Origin of the sequence: Pedobacter frigiditerrae (genome assembly GCF_004331645.1) — a bacterium.
Classification (GTDB): domain Bacteria; phylum Bacteroidota; class Bacteroidia; order Sphingobacteriales; family Sphingobacteriaceae; genus Pedobacter; species Pedobacter frigiditerrae.
In genome coordinates this window covers 135528-161620 of sequence record NZ_SJSK01000003.1, presented here as the reverse complement: position 1 = coordinate 161620, position 26093 = coordinate 135528, and the positions used below count along the sequence as shown (strand labels likewise).

Sequence of the window (26093 nt, the reverse complement as noted above, 5' to 3'; positions counted from 1 at the left end):
GACGCTCCTAAAAATTACATCTTCGATCTTCAGACTGCATTTTTGATTACAATACAGGCACTATAAAGGCCTATCCTTTCCGTCTTGACCAACCATCTCAAATAGCCTTACGAACGGCTCGAATCCTCCAGACGACGCTGAGGTCAAACAGCTACCAGACGAGGTTCTGTAGCCTTTAATTCTACCTGTTTTATAAAGAAGGCAACTAATTATTGGAAAAAAAATACCCTAAAGCGCTAAAAAGCCCACCTTCCACCAGAATAAGGGGAGTCAGTTTGCATCGGAATGAGCGGTCACTTTCCCTGAAATACCTTTGTCATTAAAAAATACGACCACATAGGTTTGCATTTGATTTAACACACCGCGATTTTCATTAAATAACCGAAGTCAAGAAATATGTTTAAAAGTTAGAGTTGTTTTGCACTCAGTCTTTTAAAACGTATATAATATGAAACAAATAAGTACAATCGTTTTCTTTTTATTTTTCTTATTCACCTCAGCTTTCTCCCAAAATTTCGATCAAACTGTGAGGGGAGTAATAACAGACCAAGACAGTAAGCAGCCTATAGAGGGTGCCACCATATCCGTCGCTGGCAGTAATCCTTTAAAGGTTATACTAACCGACAAAGACGGGAGCTTTAGGTTCGCTAATATGCCAATTGGAAGAATTACCTTATACGTGTCAAACGTGGGATACGAAAAAATTATACTTCCTAATATTGTTGTTAATTCGGGCAAGGAAACCGTTTTAAATATAAATATGCAAGAAGCTGTTGCTCAACTGGAAGGAATAGTATTAACTTTCGATAAAAACAAAGGTCAGCCCTTAAATGATATGACCTTGGTAAGTGGTCGGTCTATTTCTCCAGAACAGACGAATAGATATGCAGGTGGCTTCAACGATCCATCGAGGATCCTGTCTAATTTTGCGGGGGTTACCAGTTCTCAGGATGGTAGCAATGATATAATTGTGCGAGGTAACTCACCTAAATATATTCAATGGCGGTTAGAGGGTATGCAAATTACAAATCCCAATCATTTTTCTGATCAAAGCGCGGTAGGTGGTTCTATTAGTGCGTTAAATAATAACTTGTTAGCAACTTCAGACTTTTATAGCGGTGCCTTTTCAGCAGAATATGGAGATGTATTGTCTGGAGTATATGATGTTAAACTAAGGCAAGGAAATAACGAAAAATTCGAATCAACATTCGGTTTAGGTGTATTAGGCACAGAACTTACATTCGAAGGACCATTTAAAAAGGGCTATAAAGGTTCCTTTTTAGTGAATTATCGCTATTCTACAGTCTCGCTGTTAAACGACCTCGGAGTGGTTAAGGGTTTAAATGGGACATTAAATTTTCAAGACGCTACTTTTAAAGTTGTATTGCCTACTAAGCAGGCTGGGCTGTTTTCCTTTTTTGGTTTGGCGGGTCTTAGTAATTTTCTGTTTAAAGATGTATCTCCTGACTTTTGGCAAACACCTGGAATCAGGTTCGTGCCTAACAAAATAGGTGAAGACTATGATAAAGGTTCGCACCTTGCGAATTTGGGTATGAACCATACCTTAACTATCAATAAAAACAGCCATATCAGTACTGGTCTGTCTTTCTCGAGCGAAGGTATTGACGATGATGTTTTCGAGAATTTCAAGACCGACACGTCCGAATTTAATCAACGAAATTTTAAAGGCCGACTGATAAGATCGACATACAGGGGCGAAATTACCTACAACAACAAACTCAGTTCGAAACTTAAACTACAGGTGGGCTCTAAATATGCGTTGCTCGATTACAATTTTAATCAAAGCATGTTCAGAGATAGTACGAACGTTAGATCGACATTGGTTAATTTTAACGAAAATATCAGTACAATTAGAAATTTCATTAATTTTAGGTATAGATTTAATGAAAAGGTGACTACCGTATTTGGTGTGCAAAACATGAATGTTTTGCTGAACAACAAGAGTACAATCGAGCCACGTTTATCGTTCAATTGGGAACTAAGTAAGACTAGCGCTTTAAGTGCAGGCTATGGCAAACATAGTACAATGGAAAGTATTCATCATTACTACACCCAGGTTAAATTATCAGACGGAAGCAATATAGAGCCTAATAAAGACCTTGATTTATTAAAGGCGCATCATTTCGTGCTGGGATACGAGAAACGTTTTAGTAAAAATATGATGGTTAAGTTAGAAACCTATTATCAAGATCTGTATAACTTGCCAGTAGCAAGCTCTAAAGGGAATATATTCGCGACTATTAATGAGCGGCTCGATTTTCAGTATCTTGACTTGGTAAATAAGGGAAGCGGTAAAAACTATGGAGTAGAATTAACTGTTGAACGCTTCTTTAACAAAAATTACTATTACCTTGTGAATGCTTCGGTTTATAATTCGACATACAAGGCCCTTGATGGAATCGAACGTAATACACGGTTCAATGGAAACTACCTTGTAAATGTTCTCTTTGGTAAAGATTTCCCAAAACTTGGTAAGGCACAAAATAAGACGATCAGCTTCAATAGCAGAGCATTTTTTGGGGGAGGTAAAAAAATAATCCCGTTGTTAAGGGGTGCAGATGGGAACTTGGCTGTAGACCCAGCTAACAATAGATATTATGATTATAGTAAAGCGTATCAAAATGACTTACAAGATTTATATCAAATTACGATGTCGTTTAGTTATAAAATCAACAAACCAAGAGCAACCCACGAAATTTTTCTTAACATAGATAATATTACAAATAATAGAGGTCGACTTACAGAGTTTTACGATCCGGGAGAACCTGGTTCTGTTGGTTACACGAAACAGGGTACCGTGTTTCCTAATTTGATGTACAGGGTCTATTTTTAACTGATGAATGGATATGATGAAAGCCGCAATAAGGAACGAATATTGTACTCCCGATCAACTGGAAATTGGCAGGATAGCTTTGCCAAGGCCTGGCGACGATGAAATCTTAGTGAAAGTAAAGGCCACCACGGTAAACCGAACAGATTGTGGTGTACTTACGGGAAAGCCATGGGCAATTCGGCTTTTTACTGGTTTATTTAAACCTGTTCGCCCAATTACAGGAACCGATTTTGCGGGAATAGTTGTAGACAAGGGGAACAATGTAGACCAATTTCAAATTGGCGACCACGCCTATGGCTTTTTTGATCAGGGCTTAAGTTCACATGCTGAATATTTAGCGGTGTCGACAAAAAAAGCAGTACTTAGAAAGCCTGAAAATGTGACCTTTGAACAAGCAGCAGCCAGCCTGGAAGGAGCTCACTATGCATTTTATTTCTTGAAAGATCTTAAGTTGAATGCGGGAGATCGAATTCTTATCAATGGTGGAACTGGGGCTATTGGCAATGCTGCCCTACAATTATTAAAGCATATTAATGTTCGCGTAACCGTAACCTGTGAAACTGAATTTATTGAGGTATTAAAATCGCAAGGAGCAGAAAGGGTGATAGACTATCAAAAAGAAGATTTTACTACAATAAATGATCAATTCGATCATATTTTTGATGCAGTTGGGAAAAGTAGTTTTGGAAAATGCAAGCCACTGCTGAAATCAAAAGGAATATATATATCCTCTGAACTAGGGAAAAATTGGCAAAATCCAGTCCTTGCATTATTGTCTCCTTTTATGCCAGGTAAAAAAGTGAAATTTCCATTTCCCTACTCTATAAAACGAAGCATGAAGTTTATTGATGAACTTGTTGTGAATGAAGGGTTTACTCCTTTGATAGACCGAAGATATAGATTGGAAGATATCGAAAAAGCCTACGAGTATGTGCTAAGCGGGCAAAAAAAGGGAAATGTTGTTCTAGCTTTCGATTAACTTAATAAAACTTTATGGAGTTTTATCAAATTTATCTTAATTTTAAGGGATGAAATTTGATAATACAACAGATCCTGACCAAGAGGTTTTGGAGTTCAGTAAGTCTTTAGTAAGCTCAGACTACAATACGCAAGAAGAAAAGGACTTTTTTGCAGAAAAAATTATTGTCAAAAAAGTAAAAAAAGGCGAACTCCTTTTAAGAGAAGGTCAGTTCATCAAAACCTCATACCATTTGTTTAAAGGATGCATCAGGGAATATTATCTCAAAGACGGCGAAGAAAAGACTGTAGCTTTTTATACTGCTGGCGATAGCCCTTCCGTTGATGGAAATAAAGACGATCAGGTTCAAAGTGCTGTAAACTGGGAATGTGTAACTGAATGCATTATCTCTATTTATGCCTACGAAGTCGAAACCGAAATGTATAGAAGGTTCCCGAGATTAGAGTCGATGTGCAGGATAGAAACCGCAAAGCACTACTCTAATTACAAAACAGAAGTAAATAACTACCTTTCATCCAGCCCGAGCGAGCGTTATGAGAATTTAATGAAAACAAAACCTGAGATTTTTCAATTTGTTCCGCTCTATCATATCGCAAGCTACCTCGGCGTAAAGCCCGAATCGTTAAGTAGAATAAGAAACAGATTACGTACATCATCATCTCTGAAGTAAATCGTTTTCTATGTTTTAAATAATTACTCTATATGCGTATCAAATCGTCAAATATATTGACCATCTGATCGCATGGTAAACTGTAGAAAAATCTTTAAATATAAATTAGTACCTGACACTACTTAAATCGTTAACTAAAGTTATTTAAGTAAACAGATTAGATGAGTTTTGAAACTTTTCTGCATTTGATTGAAGGAAATGGCTTACTATTCGGGCACCTTTCAAGGATGGTTGATATTGCAGGGCTATATCACTTGGATAGGGTTAATTGAGCTGTTCAACAAGAAGTCCAGCGCAGGCAATGGCGTTAATCCAAAAAGACAAAATCTGATGAAAAATTGGTGTTTTAAATTTTAAAGGCTATTGATAAGCCCCAAAAACCAAATGCAATGAATGGTATACACAGAATTGCAAGTGAGTGCGAGAACATAAGCATACTCTTAATCTGGGCTATCTCATTTAGGTCACTTCCTAGTGGATGAAGTATCATCCTGAGGCTGTTGCCTTTTGGAAATTTCCATTGCGATTTTTTGGGATGAACCGGGATTTTTTCTAAATTGTTTATCTGCTACTTTTTCCTTTCACATCAATGACTTGGGAGAATTACCCATTGCAAGATGTAAGTTTTTCATTTTTCAAATGAATAACCTCATCAGCGCTCTCACTTTTAAGAACACCAATAAATCCATTCTTACAGGTTATGGGTTTTCTACTTCAATTCTCCACTTATAAAAGGTCTCAACTTTGCTTGATCGGTAATTGAAAGTGAGGTGTAAAAAGAGATGAGCTTTTGTTTGATATATTTTATCCTTACTACTCTCAATATCGGCTGACCATTTAATTGGGTAGCCCTTACCATTATACCCAGTAGTTGCCCATTTCTGTTGAATACACCTCCCCCACTCATTCCTGCAACTGCAGCAACTTCAGCGAAGAATTCAACTTGTGGTTGATATGGGATCTCTCCTTCCACATCATTTTTGGATTTCAAGGATTGTATAATATTTGCTGCTTGTGTATCTGAATAGACTTTACCAGTAGAAACAGCTCCGTTTGGGTATTTGGTTCTGTCCTGTGGATAGCCAATTGCAATAACATTTTCGTCTGTTTCTGGATTAGTCCATACCTGAAGAGCTTCGGTACGTTTGTTCGGATCATACAGTTGAAGTGGTACAACTGTTTGAACCTTATCCGGGTAAATTGCTAAACCATTGTCCAATTTTCTTTGGTTATCAATAACCCCCAAATAGAAATCGTCTCTTGGAAGAATGGTAATATTAGTGGCTTCTAAGGGGATACTTGGGTGATAAAGACCAAAATTCGCAACTAGTTCGCCTGTCAATTGAATGTTTCCATTTATCGCCGGCAACTTAGAGCCCAGAAAAATCCCGTTGTTGATGGCTGACAGATCTATGAATTCCTCATGATGGGAATTCCACATTTTTACCCCATACACATGGTTAGCTGAAACAAATAGCCCAAGCTTATAATCATTATTCTTACTCCAAATCACTTTACTTCCAGAACCATTAGTACCAACGCTTCCCCTAATTTTATTGACCAGGTTCACAAAGTTCAGATCTGAACTTTTTAAAGCATCTTCGATCTTCATTAAACTTGCTCCTACAATATTGTCAGAAGGAGAATCAGGTGTTGGGAGAGGATGTTTTTTTGAACATCCCATTGAAATGATTAAGATAATTAAAAATGGCAAAAGCAAGCCTCGTATATTTCTCATGGTCAGTTTAATAATAGTTTAGTTGGGTTAAATGCTGTTTCAAACACCACAGTTGAACCTCCAATATTCTTTTTAAAAGGGTGGAAGCGATGATTTTCAACCTACCCAAAATTCCATCATGCGAAATTTTATCAGCATTAGCACGAAATATTTTTTCAAAAACCAAACCCTTTATTAATAGTAAACATATTAAAAACAGTAGTTCTAAACCTATTTTTTTTAACCAATTAATAATTTTCATGATTGTAAAGTTTTGATGTATTACTGCTAACGTTTTGCAGATTTGCGATGGGCGGGCTTTTCAGCACAAATGTTCATTCGGAGAAACTATACTTCCTTTAACCACAAATGTGTCACCGAAGCACGTCACCCCGCCTATCTCAAATCTGCTGTTAGCGGCTGGTTGTTTGTTTCGCCTTCAAGTCTTTTGCGTATTTGTAGAGTTCTTCATAAATGTCGAAGAATTTTCCTTCGTCCTTTTCATCCAATGAAGTATTGAAAAATACAATTACAGCAAATTCTTTATTCAAATCAGAAAGCATAAAAGTTCTAACTCCTGGGTCAGAACCATTGTGCCCAATTCGTGTAGTACTTAACTTGGTCGCCCAAAAGATACCTTGATTAACTTTGTTTAATTTTACATTGTCAGGTTTATTCAATTCTGTGTATTGAAAACGAAGCATTTCTTCAACTGTTTCCTTTTTTAGAATTCTTGTTTTTTTGTATTTCCCCTCGTTTAGGAGGCTAATAAAAAATTTAGACAATTCTTGTACCGAAGTTCTAACTCCACCATCTGGGTAAGTTGTTCCTTCATATAATCCAATTTGTACAATGCTGTCGCTTTTTTTTTCATAAAGTTTAGAATGTTTATTTATATCAATTTCATTCAAAGCCCAACCTGAATTTTGCATTTTTAAAGGTTTGAAAATATTTTTTTTAGCATACTCATTTAGTTTTTCTCCTGTTCTCAATTCAATTATATAGCCTGCCAATCCTGCTCCAATGTTAGAGTAATCTCTATTTGTTGCTGGCTTGGCATTTAAAAAATTATCCTTTGAGTAATATTTGCCACCTTGCACAAAATAGTTTTTTAAGAACTCTCCTAATGGTTCTGGTTTACTACCGCCGTAATAATAGGTGTCTGTATAAATTGGATTACGGTCAGCTAAACCCGATGTATGTGTTGCCAAATGTCTTAATGTAATTTTTTCATTAGGAAAATTTGGATTAATCAATTTGAAAGGCAAGTAGTTATTAATGTCCTCGTCAAGTGAAACTTTTCTTTCTTCAACGGCTTTCATTATACAAACTCCTGTAAAAGTTTTGCTTATTGAAGCAATATTCATAATTGTTGAAGGAGTAAATGGGATTTTATTTTCTTTGTCAGCATAGCCATATCCATTTGTCCATACTACTTTTTTGTCAACGATAATAGATGCTCCAATTCCAACAATTCCTGTTTCATTCATTTTGCTTTCAATAAAACTATCTATTGAAGTTTTCTGCGTCGTACTATTGATAGACTGACCCATAATATTCGCGCAAAATATAGTTGTCGTCAAAAATATTGTTAATGCAAATTTAGATTTCATTTTTTCTTTTATTTTAAATCAACTGTTTCGACGGTGTTGATTGTCGTTGTTTGTCAACTTGCCGCTAACACTGTATTTAGGACTTCTTTGCTTTGGCGTTAATTTCTCCTCCGTAACAAAATTACTGAAGGATACCAAGGTCAATAAAAGATAAATATACGTGTAATCTAAAAATCAAAATGTGCGAAAATCACCTTTTAAAAACTGGCTTTTCCAACCTCTATCCTTCCTTCTGTCCCCCTATTGTTAACAAAACCTACTGTCTAGATTGAATCAAGAGATCTTGTTTTTCTCTTGTTTGCAACCACTGAAGTGTTGGGCACTATCCTGAAAAATCTTGAAACTTGACAACGTAATTTGCATCTCCTGTAGACGATGATGATTATCCCTTGCCATGTGCATCTCCAATATCCATTACCAAAGCATTGCCGCAACCCCATAAGCCAAGCATTGCTTAAGCAAATAGCCATCGCTAAGACAAGGAAATGGATTTTGCCAATATCATATTATCATGCAGCAGGCATGATACCCATACCCTGTATTGAAAAGCAAAGACTCGAAGTAAAAAAGATGATTTTAGCATATCCAGTTCATCATGATCGTGCTAGGTTTGAATTTTGAAATATGTACCAATATGATCATGGCTCTCAAAAAACTAAACGGTGCAGCGCAGTGCATGATAACATAACAGGCATATTCAAATTACACCTTATATTTTAAACTAAAAAACATCATCATGAAAAATTTAATGATCCCATTTATCATCTTATTTACGCTTACGCTATCTTGCAAGAAAGACTCAGACAATAGTCCTGATAACAACTCAAGAACACTACGTTATGAGTTATCAGGAAATTTTACTGGATCTATTGTTACATCATATACCACCGCATCAGGAGGAACAGTTAATGAAACAGTTACTGCTATTCCTTGGACAAAGGAAATCGATTATGCTACAAATGTCACAGCAGCCATCATTGCCCTATCTGGTTCTGGCGGTGTTGCCGGACAAAAGGTCAATCTTGTAATTAAAAGAGGTGGGGTACAGGTAGGCAGCACAATTGAATTGGTTGCAAAATCCTCAGGAGGCATAGAACCTGCCACTGGTCCCGCTATAGTTTTCTAATTTTTTTTTTAATCAACCTATCTGATGAAAAACCTGTGCTGCACCATATTTTTGATAGTTGGCTTTTTACTGGCCAAGGCTCAAAATTTACCAGAATTCAATGAGAAACCCGCATACCTGGATAGCAAGACTGGCATGTTGCTAGAGTTGGAAAAATCCCAGTACAATGCCATGGCCAAGGCTAAGGGCTTGTTTAAAGCGGAAGGTGGTTTTGTTTTAAACGGCACTTCCTCATCTGTTAAGCTTACAAAGCAACAGGAGTTAAAATTTGTGGCAAGACTTGCCCCAAATGTTGATCCCACATCCATTTTAGATTTGGTTAAATTTACCGTACGTGGAAACCAAAGGGTATTTATTACAACGACTGCAAAAGCAACAAGTACATCAACCTCGTTTGATAAGATCAGCTATGAGGTAAAGAAAATCAAAAATGAGTACTACTTCTTGATTGTTAGCAATCTTAGTGTTGGAGAATATTTTTTTGGCACAAAAGACTTTATGTTTGCCTTTTCTATTCAATAGTACCAGCAAATAAGGCCAACATCACTAAAAAGAAATCAAAAATGACCAAAAATCAGCCTTTTTTACGAATTGCATTGATCATCATATTTTTGGCACATGCAGTGCCTGGCATATTTAACAATGGCATAAATGACTTTGGAAACCAATACCTAAATGGTGCAGGTTTCAAGCCATTTGGCTTGGCCTTGGCATGGGCAATCAAAATGTCTCACGTGGCTTTTGTCTTTTCGCTTATTAGTAATAAATATCTAAAATTAAGCTCCGCCATTACCATCATTGTTTTGATAGTGGGCATATTCATGATACATCTAAAGGAGGGATGGTTTGTAGTAGGCGGTGGAAGGAATGGGGTTGAATTTAATTTCCTGTTAATTTGTTGCATTATGTCCATCCTCCATCAACAAGGCCATTTAACCTTTAAACGTCAAGCACAAATTAACAACACTAACTAAATTATCCCTGCTAATTAGCTTTTAAACTAACTAAATTGGTCATTGTCTTATACAATGGCCTTTTTTGCTTAACATTTAAATTTGGTTTTTTCCATTACCTTTAAGATAGTACTTCTCCTTTTACCATTTATTTGGTAAAATTTAAGTTATGATAAGGCTGTTTCAATCGCTAAAGATCAATACCGTGTTAATGAAGCTTTCAAACTCTAAACTTATACGCTAAAAACCCCTAGTGCTTCAGGCAATCTGGTAATCATAGCTCCTGAATTTCCCCGGAGTGTGGCTAAAATATGACTTATAGAGCCTGATAAATGAGCTAGCGCATTCAAAACCTACCAAGGCTACAATTTCATTTATCGGATAAAGCGAGTTTTTGATCAGATAATTTGCTCTCCTTAGCCTTAACTTTGTTAAAAACTGGTATGGAGTTTCTCCAAATACCTGCTTGAAAGTCCTCAACAGGTGATTTACGGATAGACAGCTGTTCTCAGCGATTTGTGTTAAGGTAATCTGTTGGTTATAATTGCAGTACATAAAATCCTTGGCTATGTTTAACCTCTTAATCACTTCAATTTTTGTATTTTTCTTGAGGCATTTCAAACGGTCCCCTGCAAGGACAACATCACTGTTGATGATTTCAAAATAATTGATGAAGGTGTGATGAAGATACTCTTCAAGCAGGCTATCGTCTCTTAAGCAGTCCCGAACATATCTTCTTATGTGCTTAAGGTTGAAATTCAGGTTACTCTTTAAAGGCAACAAGGTCTCAGGAAAACGGAGATCGCCCGCATCACCCTCCATCAGATTGTCCAGCAGGTAAGCTGTCGACTTGATCAAAGTCCCTTGCATGTCCTTTATAAAGTCTGGGGCAAAGGAGATCGAGAGAGATTGTACGCATTGATCAGACTGGACTTTACTTTCAAAGCTCGTGTTCTTGTTGATTGCAAGAAAACAATCAGGGTGCACGACCAAACTCCTTCGGTTGATTTTATAGAGCTTGGATCCTGAAAAAACAAATTTTAATGTAAAATCATCATTCAGATGATCACCAAAAGCGTATCTTTTGTTTTCCTGATGCAGGCTATTGTTATTACCTAAGCGTTTGAAATAAGTTTCCATATCTTCTATTAGTTATCTAATTCATTATATTTTCGTTCCTCCAACAAAATGATCCTGTTCCCAGATGGGTCTGAAAAACTTATCGTTAAACCAATTGCAGAATAAATGGGTGCTGAAAGATCATTAATCTCCGTTTCCTTAAGCTTACAATATTCAAAAAGGCAATCTTGAGCATTCAATATCAGCGTACATGGCTGTCTGTCACCGTCTTTCTTTTTTATTAGAATCAATCCCAATGGTACCCCTTCGCAATTGTTTAAAAAAGACCACTCTTCATTTACAGTAATTTGAACGGTACTGTGTAGCTCAAAGTTTAGGTATTTCCTATAAAACAGTATTGATTCCTGCTTCTTATCCACATCAACTGCCACGTACTTGATCTCTTTACTCATCGTTAACCTATTTTTTTAACTTAAATATCCATACAGGTAGTAAGTTTGCTTACCCAGTCTAAATTTGTTCTCTGCTTAGCCAGCAAAATAAAATCTTAGGAATACCCTTATATGAGCATATAAATTGTACAATCCTTTAACTCACAAAAAAGACTTAAACAAAGTTAGGGATAGTGAAATTTGGGAAATAGTAGAAAACCGACACTTCTATAAAATGTCAAAAAAAAACATAAGTCTGACAATATAGAATAACAGTTGCTAAATCTTTGATATAAATGCCGAGCTCTCAGAGGTGTGAAAACTATTTTTTTGAAACTGGGAAGGAGTAATATTGGTAAACGTCTTAAAATCCTTAATAAAATGGGATTGGTCTGTATATTGTAAGAAGGAAGCTACATAGCCAGAATTTCCATTTAATGGGCTTTTGAGAAGATTTAAAGTTCTTTCGAACCTAACCAATCGTTGAAATGTTTTTGGAGAGATACCCATTGATTTTTTAAAGAGTCTTTCCAAGGTGCGCTCTGTAGTCTTGTATTTCTTTTGCAACCTGAATAAATCTTCATGTTCTGCCAATTGGTTGTGCAATACAATTTCTATGACATTTTGATGGACCAATCTTTTTTGTCCACTTTGCAGTTCAATAAACCTGCACATAATTTCTACTCTATCTAAGTGTGATTTTGCATCCCTCAATTTTGAAACTATATGCCTAAGCTCCAGATCGTTCAGATCAATAATCGAATCTACTAACGACATACCTTCAATGCGGAAAATATCTGTTAGTGCAAATGGGTTAAAGCTAATACCAAAGTGTGAAAACTCAGATTGAATACTCATTGTAGAGGGAACTGTATCGATACCACATAAATAAGCCTGAGGCGCAAAGCTGTGTTCATCCAATTTCAACTTTGCTTTATCTTCTACCTGAAATACTAAACGGGGAAATCTATCTGCATAATTCTCAAAGAAAATGTTTTTGTACAATCCATGCTCTTTCACATCACAGCTCCAAAAGTATCGTATATACTTTTCTAAATGTTTTGGAGGTGGATAAAAAATGATATTCATGTGTATAGCTACTTAAAATTAAATACGATAAATCAATTTTATAAAGTCTAATAATTTTCAATGATAAAACTACACATTTTCTGAGCGATGATTTTTTCTACTGAAAGTATAATTTTTTAAACTTAATTTAATTTTAAGTAAACAACTTCGCTTTAACCTTAATTTTCTTAAAAATCCAAATGAGGCAAACAGCCAAAGATAAGGTTAATCAATTCTTTTCTTGAGGTAATAAAAAATCTCAAAACCAGCATTTACTTCCCTTGTAACCGCTACCGAAAGTTCCCAACCTTCTGCTCCTAACAAATCTAACGCCGATTCTCTATACTTAACTTGTGCTACCGATTTTTTTAAATCCTCCCCTAAGCTGTCTCCGTTTAAAGAAAACTTATTCTCTCCATAAAGTCTTTGGCACAGCAGTTCTGCATATACAAATTTAATTTTAGCCTGGGAACTCATTGGGGGCAAACGCTTAATGGTATCTGTAACTTCAGCAATATGCTGAAGTTTATTTTCAACATTAGCAAAATTCGTAACCAGTTCAGCTTTAGCTTCAGCTAATGAACAAAAAAATAATAGCACAACAAAAACTCTTACCATAACAATTGAATTTGAAATAAAACTTAGCACTTTCCATGCACCTAAACCACTAGCTGTCTAAAGATCTATTCAGGAGAAGACATTTCAAAAGTAGCCATCAATAAATTAAAACAAATTGACTTTGGTTAAGAAATACCATTCAAGCAATATTAAAAACCATTTTTATTCATCCAATCCATACACCACTATCCGTATAGTGGATTATAAATTTTCCCCTATATGTTTTTGCTTAAGGTTGCAAAAACATATAGTATAGGATTATACTTCTATACCTTAATAGAATTATCTGGAGAAAAAAGGTTTTAGTTTTTCAAAGTCGGAAACAGAAAGCGTTTCTAGTGGCGTCTCTGCTCATATTTACATTAACAAAGAAAGATTCGTTTACGAATGAGCCAATTTTTGAATTAGCTGCTAATCAACATGAGTAAACGATGCTTAATTTATATCATAAAGACTATTCAGGAGATTTGTTTATAAGCTGCAAAACAGGTTGTTCCATTTCCGATCGATACCTGTCAGAAAGTTAATTACTTAGTACTAAATCATTTGACTCGACCATATTGGAAAATCAAAATCAAGCCACCAAAAACTTCTTGCTAAATGGACCAATGAGTGAAACAGGCAGAGCCGTTCCTGGTGGTTTATCGAAAGTAAGAGAATGTCAATCTATTTTTTATGCTATTGCTCCGAGATGCACCCAAAAGAAAATCAAAAAGCATTTTGTCTCTCCAAATCACATCAACGGTTTCAATATCATTAGAAATTAAACCACCTAGAGATACGCATGAAAAAATTGTGTTTTAAATATCACTTCTTAACTTAAGTTAAGTGGTTTGGGTTGTGTTGTTTCTATTTTTGTAAAAGATCCAAATTATCAAAAAGTCGCGAAGTACAATATTAAATCAAGATCATCAAAATAAAAATTTAACCTTAAGAAAAATGAAAACAAGAATCACCATTATCCTATTATTCGTAACCACAACCTCATTATTCGCACAAAACGGCGCCTTCTCTAAACAAGACAGATTGTTAAATATAGGTATAGGAGTAAATTCCTTTTATGACGGAGGAATACCAATTGGAGCCTCTTTCGAGAAGGGAATAACGAATAACATCAGTATTGGAGTAAACGCAGACTATCTCTCTAATGATTACCAATCCTTTAAATTTACCGCCATTTACTTTGGTGTAAGAGCCTCTTATCACGCTAATGAATTGTTAAAAATAAACAACAATAAGATTGATTTATATGGTGGCCCCACACTAGGGTATCGAAATTTTTCTTGGAAAGATACCGACCAAAATCTGGGAGACAGTTATGGAAGCGGTTTATTTCTAGGCGCCTATATTGGAGGCAAGTACTTTTTAAGCAAGAAAATTGGACTATTTACAGAGCTTGGATCTATTGGTAGCACGAATGCTAGAATTGGGATAGCATTTAAATTTAACTAAATAATATATGCCCAAAAAAGTGACACCTTACAATAACTGCTGTAAACATCAATACAAACATCCTACGTGAATGAACTCACCGTTACCTTGTATATTTTAAAATGAAAAAGGATTCAGGTTTAAAAATACAGCAAGAAGTTGGTGGCAGAGTGTGTCGATATAAAATAAAGTTGGGCTTAGTATATAGTTCAAGAAAATAGCAAATGAATAAATCTTCGACAAATAACATTAGCAAAAATGGATAACGAACTAAGGTCCTTTCGGAATAAAATCTTTTGCATTAGATAATGAGAAAATTATTGACAATTTTATTTTTAACTTTTACGACACTATGTTTTGGACAAAAGACTATTCAATTTTCCGACTCAATAAGTAAAGTATATAATATTCCTGAAATTAGTTATGCAGTTATTGATAGTAAAACAATATTTGAAATTTCAGCTTTGGGAAAACACTCTATTGGACTTTCTGATACAGCAACACTTAATGACAGATTTCATATTGGCTCTAATACCAAAGCAATGACTGCATTTATCATTGCGAAATATGTAGAAAAAGAAAAATTAAAATGGACAACAAAATTCTTTGACTTATTTCCTGAATGGAGAGTAAATAGCAAATCGGATTATCTGAATATTACTCTGCAAGAGCTACTCACGCACAAAGCAGGAATACAACCATTTCAAGGAAATAACGACCCGAAAACACCTGAATTTAAAGGAACAAATCAAGTAAAGAGAAACCAATTTGGACAATTTGTGTTGACATTAGAACCCGTAAAAATTGACAATAAGAATCCCTTTAGTTACTCTAATGCAGGCTATACTTTGGCAACTTTAATGTTAGAAAAGGTAACAAAAAAAAGTTGGGAGCAGTTAGTTGAACTGGTATTTAACAAAGATTTAAAATTAAATGTAAAACTATCTTGGCCTGAAAATCAAAAGCAAAAAGATACTTGGGGTCATTCTTTTGAAAATGGTAAACTAACTCCAATTCCTTCAACAGTTGATTATCACCTGGATTATACTGAGCCTTCGGGTGATATAAACATTAAGCTTAAAGACTACATTAAATTCATACAGTTAAATATAAAAGGGTTATCAGGTAAAAATAATTATTTGAATGCTGACACATACAAATTCATTCATAAGGGAATTGAAAACTATTCCATTGGTTGGTATAACATTTATGAAAACAATAAGGACCTTTCAACCCATTCCGGAACGGCAGGAACATATTATACCCTTGTTCACATAGACAGAATAAAGAGTAAAGCTTACATAATTTTCACAAACTCTTTTAATGCCGACACACAACAAGGTGTTAAAATATTGATGAGAAAACTAAAAGAAAATTACGGGAGTTAACATCGGCCAGGCAATATGACAAACGGAGTACTTCCAACCGTTTTACTATCGGCCCCTAATGTATGTCTCATAATTTTTTGGCTTAAAAGTGTAACTGGATTTTTCGCTGTAAAAAAAATTGTTTTGTTGTCTCTTGGGGCTCAGCGATAAATCCGGGGCTGGTAATGGCGTTTATCCGAAAAGAAAAAGTCAGATGAAAGCTGGTATCTTGTTTTTTTTTGTAAAAAACAATCTCCAATCCCACATAAATTTTTGTGAAATATTTAATGACATAGATGAGTGCTGAAACTATCTCTGTAAATCGATATCTCTTGTGAACAATACCCCTCTACCCTCCCTTTCCCAATGCTTGTAGAATAAGTTGCTTTCCTGATTCCCCAAGTTGCGATATCTACACATCCCAGGCAACAAAAATCCCTCCCACGTTTAGCACACTTTTATAAATAAGCCTGGATGTTTTGCTAACAGTCAAAACAAACCCGAAGTACAATTTCAGCATATGAACTGGTTGATTGGCAGCGTCAGTGGCATCAAATCTCAAAAGAACCAAAATCTACAGAAAAGGATGAAGCATGTTAAAAAGGTGATTTTCGCATATTTCCAAAAAGCCATAGCACCTAGATTTATGGATCACTAAACTGAGATTCAACATGGAAAGAGCTCCACCCAAGAGATTTAATTTTTCAAGAAACAAGCAATTTTATTTATTCAATCACAACTATATGAAAATAAAAATACCAATTATAATATTATTTTTGATTGCTGGTTTAGCCCTTCAATCAAGTGCACAAGAGCGTACGGTTATTGGTACCGTAAAAGCCAGTGAAGATGGGTTGCCAATACCTGGTGCATCGATAAAAGTGAAAGATGCCAGCTCGCTTGGCACAACAACTGGGGTGAACGGTGAGTTTACCCTGAAAGTCCCTTCAAATGCGAAGACCTTACAGATTTCCTACCTGGGATATACTACCCAAGAAATAGCAATATCTGGTGCGGCCCTTAATATATCCCTAGTCTTGGATTCCAAAACCCTAGATCAGGTGGTTGTAACTGCTGGCGGTGTCAACATCAAGCGTCGTGAGCAAGGTAATCAATCAACAACAATCAAGGCAAGAGAACTAACCCAGGCTAAGGCCTTTAACGTGGCAAGTGCCTTAACGGGTAAGGTTGCAGGGTTACAGGTAAACGCCGTAAGTTCGGGTGTCAACCCTACCATAAGGTTAGTGTTGCGGGGAAACCGTTCCCTGTTGGGAAACAACCAGGCATTGGTCGTTTTGGATAACGTAATCGTGCCAAATTCTGTATTGGGTAACCTAAATCCAGAAGACATTGAGGATATCCAGGTATTGAATGGTGCCGGTGCTGCCTCTTTATATGGATCTGATGCTTCCAATGGAGCGTTGATCATTACAACCAAAACAGGAAAACGCGGAGTGACCGCAATTAACCTAAGCAATACTACCACTTTGGAGCAAGTCAGTTTCTTGCCCATACTGCAGGAAGAATTTGGGTCAGGTACTGGGCCAGATGATGTACCTACCTATACTGAGTACGAAAACCAGCAATATGGCCCAAGGTTCGACGGCTCCCTCAGAATTATTGGTAAACCGCTCTCTGATGGTTCCATCCAAAGTGTTCCCTATAGCTGGAATGAATCTGAGGGCAAACAGAATTTTTGGGAAACTGGAATAGCGAATCAAACAGACTTCAGCCTTTCATCTGGTGATGATAAAGGTTCCTATTATGTTTCAAGCCAGTATTTCAATCAAGAGAGTACTGTTCCAGGTGATAAATACAATCGTTTTACGATCAGGGTAAATGGTAAAAGAGATCTGGGCAATAATGTTGTCTTCCAATTCAACACCAACTATGTGCAAAACAGGTTTGACACCAGTACTGCTAGTGGTGCTGCATTTACAAATGTGCTGATGTCCCCTGGCCAAATTCCCTTGACCCGTTACAGTGACTGGAAAAATGACAGGTTTGCAAATCCAAATGGCTATTATAATGAATACTTTGCAAATCCTTATTTTAGTTTAGCGAATAACCGCGGCTTGACCAGAAATGATTACCTGACTGGTCTCGCCTCAATCAAATGGAATCCGATCAAGTCCCTATCCCTTTTGTTCAGGACAAGCATCAACACGCGTAACTTTTCCAGCAAGTCATACACCAATAAATTTACCTATTCAGCATACAGGAAAGGGATCAGCGGTGCTAACGTAGCTGATGTATTGGGTGCGGTAAACGATGGGGCTGGTTACACCACCCAGATCAGTCCCGAATTTCAGGCACAGTACATCGGGAGGTTGTCCAATGATTTCTCACTGAATGCCATCTTAGGGGCAAGCTCAAGGAGCAATACAGCAAAAACAGTGAACGTAAGTGCCACCAACCTCATCCAGGGAGGTCTATTCAACATCGGAAACAGCCTGTTGAATCCTGGGGCCGGTGAAAACAACTCTACAGAACGTCAACAAGGTGTCTATGGTGACCTGCGCCTAGGTTTTAAAAATTACCTTTACCTGCATGCCTCTGGTAGAAATGATTGGCGTTCGGTACTGGCCAAGGAAAACAGGTCTTTCTTCTATCCAGCAGCTGACATTTCCTTTATCGCTTCTGATGCCATACCATTCATCAAGAAAATTAAATCCATCAACTCATTAAAGTTAAGGGGTGGCATCTCAAGAGTAGGTAACGTAAATATTGGCGCTTATTCGCTGGTGCCCACATTTGGCCAACAATTTGGCTTTCCATTTGCAGGCGCCCCAGGTTTTGGCCTAGGCAATAGAATCATCGCCGCTTCCCTGGAACCAGAATTGACCGACCAGATAGAAGGTGGTATTGATTTTGAGTTGTTCAATTCAAGATTAACAGGGGCCGTAACTTACTATAGTTCAAAAACTACAAATCAGACCGTACCAGTAGGTGTACCAAGTGCCACTGGTTTCACCTCATTCTTGACCAATACCGGCGAGGTAACTGGTAAAGGTTGGGAAACTTCCCTTAGGCTAGTTGCCGTTCAAAATAAGTCAACGGGTCTGGAAGTTACCGTTGGTGGAAATTATACATTTAATGATAATAAAGTTGTATCAATTAGCGATGATTTACCCCAGTTGAACATTGTAACAAGTGGCAATGCGATTATCAGTGCAGTACCGGGAAAGAATTTTCCTTTCATCAAGGGAACAACTTATCAAAAAGATGACAAGGGAAGAATTATTGTAGACAGGATAACAGGATTCCCTTCAGTTACAACCACAAACTCTGACCTTGGCAATACTGATGCAAAACACCGCTTGGGCCTAGATGCCACAGTTGCTTACAAAGGGTTTAGGTTGGCTGGTCTATTCGAATACAGAGGTAGCTTTGTGATGTACAATGCAGGTTCGGTTGCATTTGATTTCTCTGGAGCTGGTATTAGAAATACCTATTTTAACCGTGAGCGCTTTGTGGTACCAAATTCTTCATATTTAGATCCAGTTACCAATACCTATGTGGTGAACACAAATATTACCACTAGGACTGGTGGTGTGGATTTCTGGACTAACGGTCCTTCCCAAACAGCAGTCGTATCCAATTATTTGCATTCTGCAGCATTCTGGAAATTACGTGAACTTTCTTTGAGCTATGAGCTCCCAAAATCTGTATTGGGAAATATCAAATATATTAAAGGTGCAGTCATTAGTGTTCAGGGCAGAAATTTATTCATCTGGACTCCGAAGACGAATATTTACACAGATCCAGAATATAGTGCCGCTGGTGCAGATAGCAATGGGCTTGGTATTACCAATATCAACCAAACCCCACCAGCTAGATTCTATGGCGCTACTCTTACATTAACTTTATAATTGAAGATGAAAATGAAAAAGATATTAACTCGATTAATAATTTGTGCCGTTGTGATGTTCCTCGCGTCCTGCGAGAAGTTCCTGGACGTAAATGTCAATCCAAACAATGCAACAGATTCAAATGCAGACCTAGTCTTACCACAGGCCATCGTTGCCACGGCGGCACATACAAGTGGTTTTAACCAGAGCATGAACGTTCCTGGAGGCTTTTTCGCAGGTGTTGCAGGTGTTGGCGGTTATGGTGCCACTTATACCTGGGCATACACTACCAATAGTTTCACTGCCATGTGGACCAATACCTATGATAATGCAAACGATTATCAATATGTGATTGCCACAAATGCCGGAGATCCCCAACTGGTATTTACTACTTCTATCGCCAGAATCATGAAGGCTTACGCATTTGCACGTCTGGTTGACCAGTACAACGATGTGCCCTATAGCGATGCATTAAAGGGTGTTGGTTCATTAGCACCAAAATATGATAAGGCTGAAGATATCTATAAAGATTTAATCAAGGAACTTACCGAATCCATTAATGCAATCAGCGCAGGGCAAGTTGCACCAATTAGTGCAGGCATTAAAGCTGTAGCCAGCCCTATCGATCCATTGTATAAGGGCAGTGGCACTTTTGCAACCAGTTTTTCAGGCATGGACAAATGGAAGCGCTTCGCAAATTCCCTAAGGTTGCGCATGCTGGTTAAAATGGCTGGCGTTCCTTCACTTAACGCTTACGCAACCCCATTATTTGCCACTACTGCATCTGTTGGCTACATCCAGGAAGATGCACTGTGCAATCCAGGCTACACCAAGGAAGCTGGCAGGCAAAGTCCGCAATGGAACAACATGGGCGCCAGCATATCTGACTTGGCAACAATCACTCAAAACGTACCTACCAAATGGATCCTCTCTTTCTATAATGGGGTTAAACTGGCAGACCCGGTACGTGGTAGCGTTAGCTTCAGGAGTTTCCCAAATACCAATTCAAATCAACTGGGAGATGAAACATCTGGTTCTGTAGCTGCCGTTGCTCCACCTTACAATGCATGGTATTCTGCAGCAACCTGGGCAGATGCGGCCGCAGGCAATGCCTATGGAATCGCAAAGGGGCCAGCCCAGGGCCAACCAATGTTTTTACTTTCTGAACTTAACTTTCTGTTAGCGGAAGCCCAGGTCAGAAATTATATCCCAGCTGGTGATCTTGGCGCTGCTGCCTTCAAGGCAGGCATCACTGCATCATTTGATTATCTTTACAGGAATCAGAACGGGGTGCTTAACCCAGCCAAGGTGGCCCCAAGTGCCTCATGCCCAACCTGTACAACCATTGCCACAGATGTAGATAACTATATAACGAATAATGCAGGGGCCGCTAAACCGTACTTGGTCAACTATGCCTTGGCACTCACCGCCGCACAGAAAATAGAGGCCATCAGCACACAAAAGTATATTGCATTGGCAAATATCATGAACGATGAGGCATTCAATGAGTACAAACGTACAGGTTTTCCTGCAGTTATCACCAATGGCCCAAATTCATCAACTGATACTTTTGCATCAAAACAATCAGTGGCAACCAGTCCAGATAAAATAATCACAAGATTCTTGTATCCACAGGAAGAGTATAACCTAAATGCAGGCAATGCAAAGCCTGGCATCAGTTTATATACTTCTAAAATATTCTGGGACGTAAATTAATTAGAGAGAAATCATGAAAAAATATATTTATAAATCAATAGGCCTGTTATTAGCCATTGTTACATTGTCCTCTTGCCTAAAAGATGATAGCTTAGTATTGGACCCGGATAAAGGAACTAATGTCATAGAATTCCAAAACCTATCGGAGATTGTTGTCCATGGAAGTACCATACCCCTATATTCCTTAAGTTTTGAGATTGCAAATACTCCAACCATTGTACCCCTAACCGTTAGCTATTCTGGCCCAGCCGATGGAGCCCCTGAAGATATTACAATTAATATGGGTCTAGGAACACAAACAATGATCAATAATTATAATACCGAGCAAGGTAAAACTGGTGCAGTTGGAGCTAGCAATGAGCCATATGTAATCTTACCAAGCAATATGTTTTCTTTAACGAGCAACTCTGTAGTTATACGGAAGGGACAAAAAACAGCAACGATGAACTTGTCATTAAACACTAGTTTATTTGTCATTGGTGTTCCCTATGTTGTTCCTTTGCAGATCACAGGTACTTCTTCGGGTACGATTAGTGGTAATTTCAGCAAGATCTTGGTAAACGTAGTACCGAAAAACAAATATGACGGTGTTTATCAAAGCATAGCTGGAACAATTCAAAGATATAGTGCCCCAACAACACCAACCGTGGGTGATGCACTTAACGGTAGCCTGGCGGGAAACAAGGATGTATCCTTGGTTACCCTTGGTGCCAATGTGAATAGGATAACAGGCCTGCAATGGGCAAGTAATGGAGGTGCCGTAGGTGGAGTAGACCCAATCCTTCTTACCGTTGATCCTGCCACGAATTTAGTAACATTATCGTCCGGAACTGCTCCATCGCTTAAAGCAATAGTAGGCAAGGATAATAAGTACGATCCTGCAACAAAAACCTTTACTTTAAACTTTGACTGGAACCAAACTGCCAATAAAAGAGAGGTTTTGGGTTTAGTGCTTAAATTTAAAGGTGCAAGACCTTAATCCTTAGATTGAATCGTAATGCTTTATGAAAGGGGATACTTGCAAAGGTATCCTCTTTTTATTTATACGATAAAGTTAGTCCCAAGGTCTTCCTACCTAAACACCAAATGTCTCAGGTCGTTAGCTTGTGCAACGAAACCATCTGTCAATTTAACCCAGAAATAGTGCAGCGACTTAAGTAGAATACAGATTGGTCAAATCTTAATCCTCCAACTGTTGATTATTGAAAGTTACATTAATGATGTAAAGTTCCAAAATGGAAAAACCATTCAAGGTTATATCAAAACTCATTAGTCGATTTTTTTCAAAAAAAAAGTAGTCGGGTACCTAATCCGACTACAAATTAACTATTAACTAACTAAATTAGAACTTATGAAAAAATTCATTTGATTAGCCTAAACGAATCTACCTGAAACCTTTAAAGAAAAATATGCAAAAATCACCTTTTTAAACCTAAAACATTTAGCCCCTACCGCGTAAGGAAGGTCGCCAGATGGCAACTGCACCAGTCGGCTACATCAATAAAACTTCCGAAGCCGGCAAGAAATACATCGACTTTAACCAGCCGCAGGCAACTTTGTACCCGATGTGTGATGGTTACCGTAGATCAACAGACAGGAGAAAAAAGTCTAGAGCCATTAAAAACACTTTTTACCTACAGGAATTTTGGTCAGAAAATACTATTCGGGCACAATATAATGCATAGTAACCTAGGCTTATTACGCATTGGCGATGAGCTAAAGATCACAAAAAAGAGATAATTAAGCCGTTATAAGGGGGTAAATCTCAAATCAATGCAATTTAATCATATAATCCCTACGCTTAGATTCCTAAAAAATGAGATAATTTTGAACTTTAATGTGAATAGGTTATTTTAGAAGCATTACAGCTTCTTCCCTTCCTAAAGACTTAAACTAATTTAAATGATTAATAAGCATTTCGAATGTGAAATTTTAAGAGCTAGCAGAACTAGGCTATTGCATTTAATCGAGACAACTAATCACGAGACCTTATTTAAAATTCCAACAGGTTTTAACAATAATATAATTTGGCAGATTGGTCATTGTATCACTTCCCAACAAAGGCATATGTATATGCGTAGCGGATTACCCATATATATTTCTAAAGAATTCATGGAGTCCTTCAAAATTGGATCGTCTCCAGGTTCTTGGAAAATTACTCCAGATGTTAATGAGGTAAAACATTTATTGATTGATACAGTTAATCACCTTGAATCAGATCTGGCATCTGGATTATTTGTTAACTATGAGCCCTTCAAGTTACCCATCGGCTTTCAAGTAAAAAATCATATCCAGGCACTACAAGCCGCTAACTATCATGAAGCAGAGCATAGTGGGAAGATTTTTACCTATTTGAAGTTGCTATCACACGTCACTTAAAATCAATAAAAAAGAGATGCTTTTTTATGAGCAACCCTATAGATAAGTACACAAAGGTCTTTAGGTTTGTAAAGGCAAACTTCAAGACCAGTTGGGGCCTTCTACCCTGTAACCATACGCTAGATGAAGTGGTGGGTACAATGACAAAAGCGGGAAAAATTATAAAAAAGCGCCCAACATTTAAGTCAGGCGCTAAAATTGTTAGGTTTCTAGAGCTTGATCAAACAGCTTTTGCCCAAGCCTTAAGTGGTTTATTTTTTAGCCTTAAGGTTCAAACCAATTTCTACATCTTTTGATATCATCCAGTTTTCAGGACTTCCCTCGGCTTTATAATTAATTCCCCAGGCACTTCTATCGATTACAAACTTAGCAGTAGCACTCACACCTGCAGCAGAAACATCTACCTTGGCTGGAAATGTGATGTTCAAGGTGCTGTCTTTCAGGGTCAGGTTTCCACTGATCAAATAGTTAGGATCAGTTAACAGGTTAGATGTTTGAGTTCCTGTAAATGGTTCAACCTTGGTAATCACAAACTTTGCAGTAGGATATTTAGCTACATCGAAAAAATCAGGACTTTTCAAATGTCCTTCCAAATCACTCGCTTTTTTATCTTTTTCAGTAACTGAAGCAGGATCAACCTTTAGCGAACCTAAATTAACGATAAACTCTCCACCAGTTAATGAATCCTTATCAACTGAGATAGATCCTGAATTAACGCTAATTTTTCCCCATCGTGGTGCTAGACCACCTTTGTGGGTAGCTTTCCAATCAACTGAAGTACCAGTAGTGTCCAGTGTTAAAGTTTCACCCTTTTGTGCTGCAGCTGTTTGCTCAGTAGTTGTTTTCGCACTATCAGTTGAAGATCCTCCGCAAGATGCGAGTAAAAATAGCGCAGGTAGCGCAAAAAATAATTTTCTCATGGTTTAAAATTTAATTAATAATCAGGTTGATTTCTTGAACGTCTTATTCGTCAAAAGTAGTGCCCAAATTTTATCTTTCAATTGATCTATGATAATAAATAGACTGTATACAAATTTACACCAACTAGCACAAGTCTTTAAGCCGAAGCGTAGCTCGGCAGTAACTTGTGCTTTCAAGCAATTGTTTTTCTACTTATATTTAACATTAACCAAAGGTTTACCTTTTTCTACGATATAAGTAGCGAGTTCTTTTGCTATGCCTTTGCCTGGGTTTCTAGCGGCATGTATTGTCCCAGCAGGAATAAACAATACATCACCACTTTTTAAGGTCACTGTTGATTTTCCAGCTACTTGATATTCAAGTGAACCTTCCAGAACGTAAATAATTTCTTCCCCTGGATGCCAGTGTTTGCCAAATGCCGTTCCTGAATCGAAGTCAATCCGCACTTGCACAACTTCTTTTCCTGGCGTGCCAAGGTCGTGCCGCTGTAGTTCGACGCGTTCTATGCCCGACTGTTCTGCCAAAGCATAATGAACTATGGTAAGTATTGTTAATCCTATAATGGCAAGGATTGCGAGGCGGAAGTTTTTTTTCTGTTTCATGTTTTAAAGTTTTATTTGTTTTGACCAAATCGATAAACTGCGTTGAACTAACAGATTTGAGTAGCCTTAACCGAATCGATGGAAAGGCTTTCATACGCACCGTTATATTTCAATAGATTTTAAATGGTCCAATTGTGCAAAATGAAATGAGATTTTATCTTCGTTTATCCATTTACTCCCATGGTGCCATCTAATTAATGGGGTAAATTTTCCGGATGGGCTCCCTCCAGACAATTGATTTGTTATGAGCCAATATTCGTGATCTGGAATATCATTTTTCAAAAGCTGATGCGCCACAATAACATCTTTGCCAATTAACTTGAGAAAGTCTTTTATTCTATATTCTTTAAATTCTCCATAATGTGTTATTATTTTTAGCGACAAGTGAGTTGCAGCAATACAGGCTTTACAGTGGCAGGTACGCTTGCTTTCATAATTTTTGAGCTGTTGGTGAAAGGACTGGAACATTCTTTCTACTTGCTTGTAAGTAATGTCAAGATCTGGGGATTTTCCAAGCTTGTAGAACAGTATAGCATCGCCTTCCACTTCCGAGACCTTTAATTCCATTTCGTTGGAATCGAGTATTGCTTCCAGCAGTTCTTGGATAATATGCTGACTGTGTTTTAGCTCTACATTATTCACAAATTGAGTAAACCCGCTGATATCGGGAATAAATATTAAACCACTATGTTTCATGAGAAAAAAATTAATGAAGTG

The 26093-nt window shown here is 37.3% G+C and carries 24 protein-coding genes; 14 read left to right on the top strand and 10 right to left on the bottom strand.

The window, feature by feature from the left end; translation table 11 throughout:
- Nucleotides 1-448: 448 nt before the first annotated feature.
- The 3 genes from EZ428_RS12470 to EZ428_RS12460 are packed head-to-tail and all read left to right on the top strand — an operon-like array spanning nt 449 to nt 4503.
- Complete coding sequence (locus tag EZ428_RS12470; RefSeq protein ID WP_131553503.1) at nt 449-2854, top strand: TonB-dependent receptor; 2406 nt, start codon at nt 449-451, stop codon at nt 2852-2854.
- A 13-nt stretch (nt 2855-2867) separates the two neighbouring features.
- A complete protein-coding gene (locus tag EZ428_RS12465; RefSeq protein ID WP_205945691.1) occupies nt 2868-3833 on the top strand; it encodes an NAD(P)-dependent alcohol dehydrogenase in 966 nt (321 codons plus the stop codon).
- Between the two features lie 49 nt (nt 3834-3882).
- The gene (locus tag EZ428_RS12460) at nt 3883-4503 is read left to right on the top strand and encodes a Crp/Fnr family transcriptional regulator (RefSeq protein WP_131553502.1); all 621 of its coding nucleotides are present in this window, start codon (nt 3883-3885) and stop codon (nt 4501-4503) included.
- Between the two features lie 709 nt (nt 4504-5212).
- On the opposite strand, the gene EZ428_RS12455 is transcribed toward EZ428_RS12460, so the two are convergent.
- The 3 genes from EZ428_RS12455 to EZ428_RS12445 all read right to left on the bottom strand — a co-directional run bounded on the left by EZ428_RS12455 (nt 5213) and on the right by EZ428_RS12445 (nt 7833).
- A complete protein-coding gene (locus EZ428_RS12455) occupies nt 5213-6241 on the bottom strand; it encodes a S1 family peptidase (RefSeq protein WP_131553501.1) in 1029 nt (342 codons plus the stop codon).
- 7 nt (nt 6242-6248) lie between these two features.
- Complete coding sequence (locus EZ428_RS12450) at nt 6249-6482, bottom strand: hypothetical protein (protein WP_131553500.1); 234 nt, start codon at nt 6480-6482, stop codon at nt 6249-6251.
- Nucleotides 6483-6633: 151 nt separating this feature from the next.
- Entirely contained in the window at nt 6634-7833 is a 1200-nt protein-coding gene (locus tag EZ428_RS12445; RefSeq protein ID WP_205945690.1) for a serine hydrolase domain-containing protein, read from the bottom strand.
- A gap of 736 nt (nt 7834-8569) precedes the next feature.
- On the opposite strand from EZ428_RS12445, the gene EZ428_RS12440 reads away from it, so the two are divergent.
- The 3 genes from EZ428_RS12440 to EZ428_RS12430 are packed head-to-tail and all read left to right on the top strand — an operon-like array spanning nt 8570 to nt 9933.
- Complete coding sequence (locus EZ428_RS12440; RefSeq protein WP_131553499.1) at nt 8570-8959, top strand: hypothetical protein; 390 nt, start codon at nt 8570-8572, stop codon at nt 8957-8959.
- Between the two features lie 24 nt (nt 8960-8983).
- Complete coding sequence (locus tag EZ428_RS12435) at nt 8984-9481, top strand: hypothetical protein (RefSeq protein ID WP_131553498.1); 498 nt, start codon at nt 8984-8986, stop codon at nt 9479-9481.
- A 41-nt stretch (nt 9482-9522) separates the two neighbouring features.
- Entirely contained in the window at nt 9523-9933 is a 411-nt protein-coding gene (locus EZ428_RS12430) for a DoxX family protein (protein WP_131553497.1), read from the top strand.
- Between the two features lie 237 nt (nt 9934-10170).
- On the opposite strand, the gene EZ428_RS12425 is transcribed toward EZ428_RS12430, so the two are convergent.
- The 4 genes from EZ428_RS12425 to EZ428_RS12410 all read right to left on the bottom strand — a co-directional run bounded on the left by EZ428_RS12425 (nt 10171) and on the right by EZ428_RS12410 (nt 13109).
- The gene (locus EZ428_RS12425) at nt 10171-11052 is read right to left on the bottom strand and encodes a helix-turn-helix transcriptional regulator (protein WP_131553496.1); all 882 of its coding nucleotides are present in this window, start codon (nt 11050-11052) and stop codon (nt 10171-10173) included.
- 8 nt (nt 11053-11060) lie between these two features.
- A complete protein-coding gene (locus EZ428_RS12420; protein WP_131553495.1) occupies nt 11061-11444 on the bottom strand; it encodes a VOC family protein in 384 nt (127 codons plus the stop codon).
- 258 nt (nt 11445-11702) lie between these two features.
- Nucleotides 11703-12512, bottom strand: a complete 810-nt coding sequence (locus EZ428_RS12415; RefSeq protein ID WP_131553494.1) for a helix-turn-helix domain-containing protein — start codon at nt 12510-12512, stop codon at nt 11703-11705.
- A gap of 204 nt (nt 12513-12716) precedes the next feature.
- Nucleotides 12717-13109 (bottom strand): hypothetical protein, encoded by a 393-nt coding sequence (locus EZ428_RS12410; protein WP_131553493.1) that lies wholly within the window; start codon nt 13107-13109, stop codon nt 12717-12719.
- A gap of 560 nt (nt 13110-13669) precedes the next feature.
- On the opposite strand from EZ428_RS12410, the gene EZ428_RS12405 reads away from it, so the two are divergent.
- From EZ428_RS12405 to EZ428_RS12370, 8 genes are all read left to right on the top strand, one after another.
- Nucleotides 13670-13876, top strand: a complete 207-nt coding sequence (locus tag EZ428_RS12405) for a hypothetical protein (protein WP_131553492.1) — start codon at nt 13670-13672, stop codon at nt 13874-13876.
- A gap of 172 nt (nt 13877-14048) precedes the next feature.
- Nucleotides 14049-14561, top strand: a complete 513-nt coding sequence (locus EZ428_RS12400) for a hypothetical protein (RefSeq protein WP_131553491.1) — start codon at nt 14049-14051, stop codon at nt 14559-14561.
- A gap of 287 nt (nt 14562-14848) precedes the next feature.
- Nucleotides 14849-15928: a serine hydrolase domain-containing protein gene (locus EZ428_RS12395; RefSeq protein WP_131553490.1), complete on the top strand. Its 1080-nt coding sequence runs from the start codon at nt 14849-14851 to the stop codon at nt 15926-15928.
- Nucleotides 15929-16650: 722 nt separating this feature from the next.
- Entirely contained in the window at nt 16651-19779 is a 3129-nt protein-coding gene (locus EZ428_RS12390; RefSeq protein WP_131553489.1) for a SusC/RagA family TonB-linked outer membrane protein, read from the top strand.
- A 12-nt stretch (nt 19780-19791) separates the two neighbouring features.
- On the top strand, nt 19792-21474 hold the full coding sequence (locus EZ428_RS12385) for a SusD/RagB family nutrient-binding outer membrane lipoprotein (protein ID WP_165501767.1): 1683 nt from the start codon (nt 19792-19794) through the stop codon (nt 21472-21474).
- 13 nt (nt 21475-21487) lie between these two features.
- Nucleotides 21488-22453: a DUF1735 domain-containing protein gene (locus EZ428_RS12380; RefSeq protein WP_131553487.1), complete on the top strand. Its 966-nt coding sequence runs from the start codon at nt 21488-21490 to the stop codon at nt 22451-22453.
- Nucleotides 22454-22946: 493 nt separating this feature from the next.
- Nucleotides 22947-23159 carry a hypothetical protein gene (locus EZ428_RS24285; RefSeq protein ID WP_262711789.1) on the top strand — a complete coding sequence of 71 codons (213 nt, stop codon included), beginning with the start codon at nt 22947-22949 and terminating at the stop codon, nt 23157-23159.
- Nucleotides 23160-23376: 217 nt separating this feature from the next.
- Nucleotides 23377-23853, top strand: coding sequence for a DinB family protein (locus EZ428_RS12370; protein ID WP_131553485.1), 477 nt, complete (start codon nt 23377-23379; stop codon nt 23851-23853).
- Between the two features lie 251 nt (nt 23854-24104).
- Here EZ428_RS12370 and EZ428_RS12365 read toward each other — a convergent pair whose 3' ends face one another.
- From EZ428_RS12365 to EZ428_RS12355, 3 genes are all read right to left on the bottom strand, one after another.
- Nucleotides 24105-24773, bottom strand: coding sequence for a YceI family protein (locus tag EZ428_RS12365; RefSeq protein WP_131553484.1), 669 nt, complete (start codon nt 24771-24773; stop codon nt 24105-24107).
- A 189-nt stretch (nt 24774-24962) separates the two neighbouring features.
- The gene (locus EZ428_RS12360; RefSeq protein WP_131553483.1) at nt 24963-25376 is read right to left on the bottom strand and encodes a cupin domain-containing protein; all 414 of its coding nucleotides are present in this window, start codon (nt 25374-25376) and stop codon (nt 24963-24965) included.
- Nucleotides 25377-25478: 102 nt separating this feature from the next.
- Nucleotides 25479-26072 carry a DUF2652 domain-containing protein gene (locus EZ428_RS12355; protein ID WP_131553482.1) on the bottom strand — a complete coding sequence of 198 codons (594 nt, stop codon included), beginning with the start codon at nt 26070-26072 and terminating at the stop codon, nt 25479-25481.
- Nucleotides 26073-26093 lie beyond the last annotated feature (21 nt).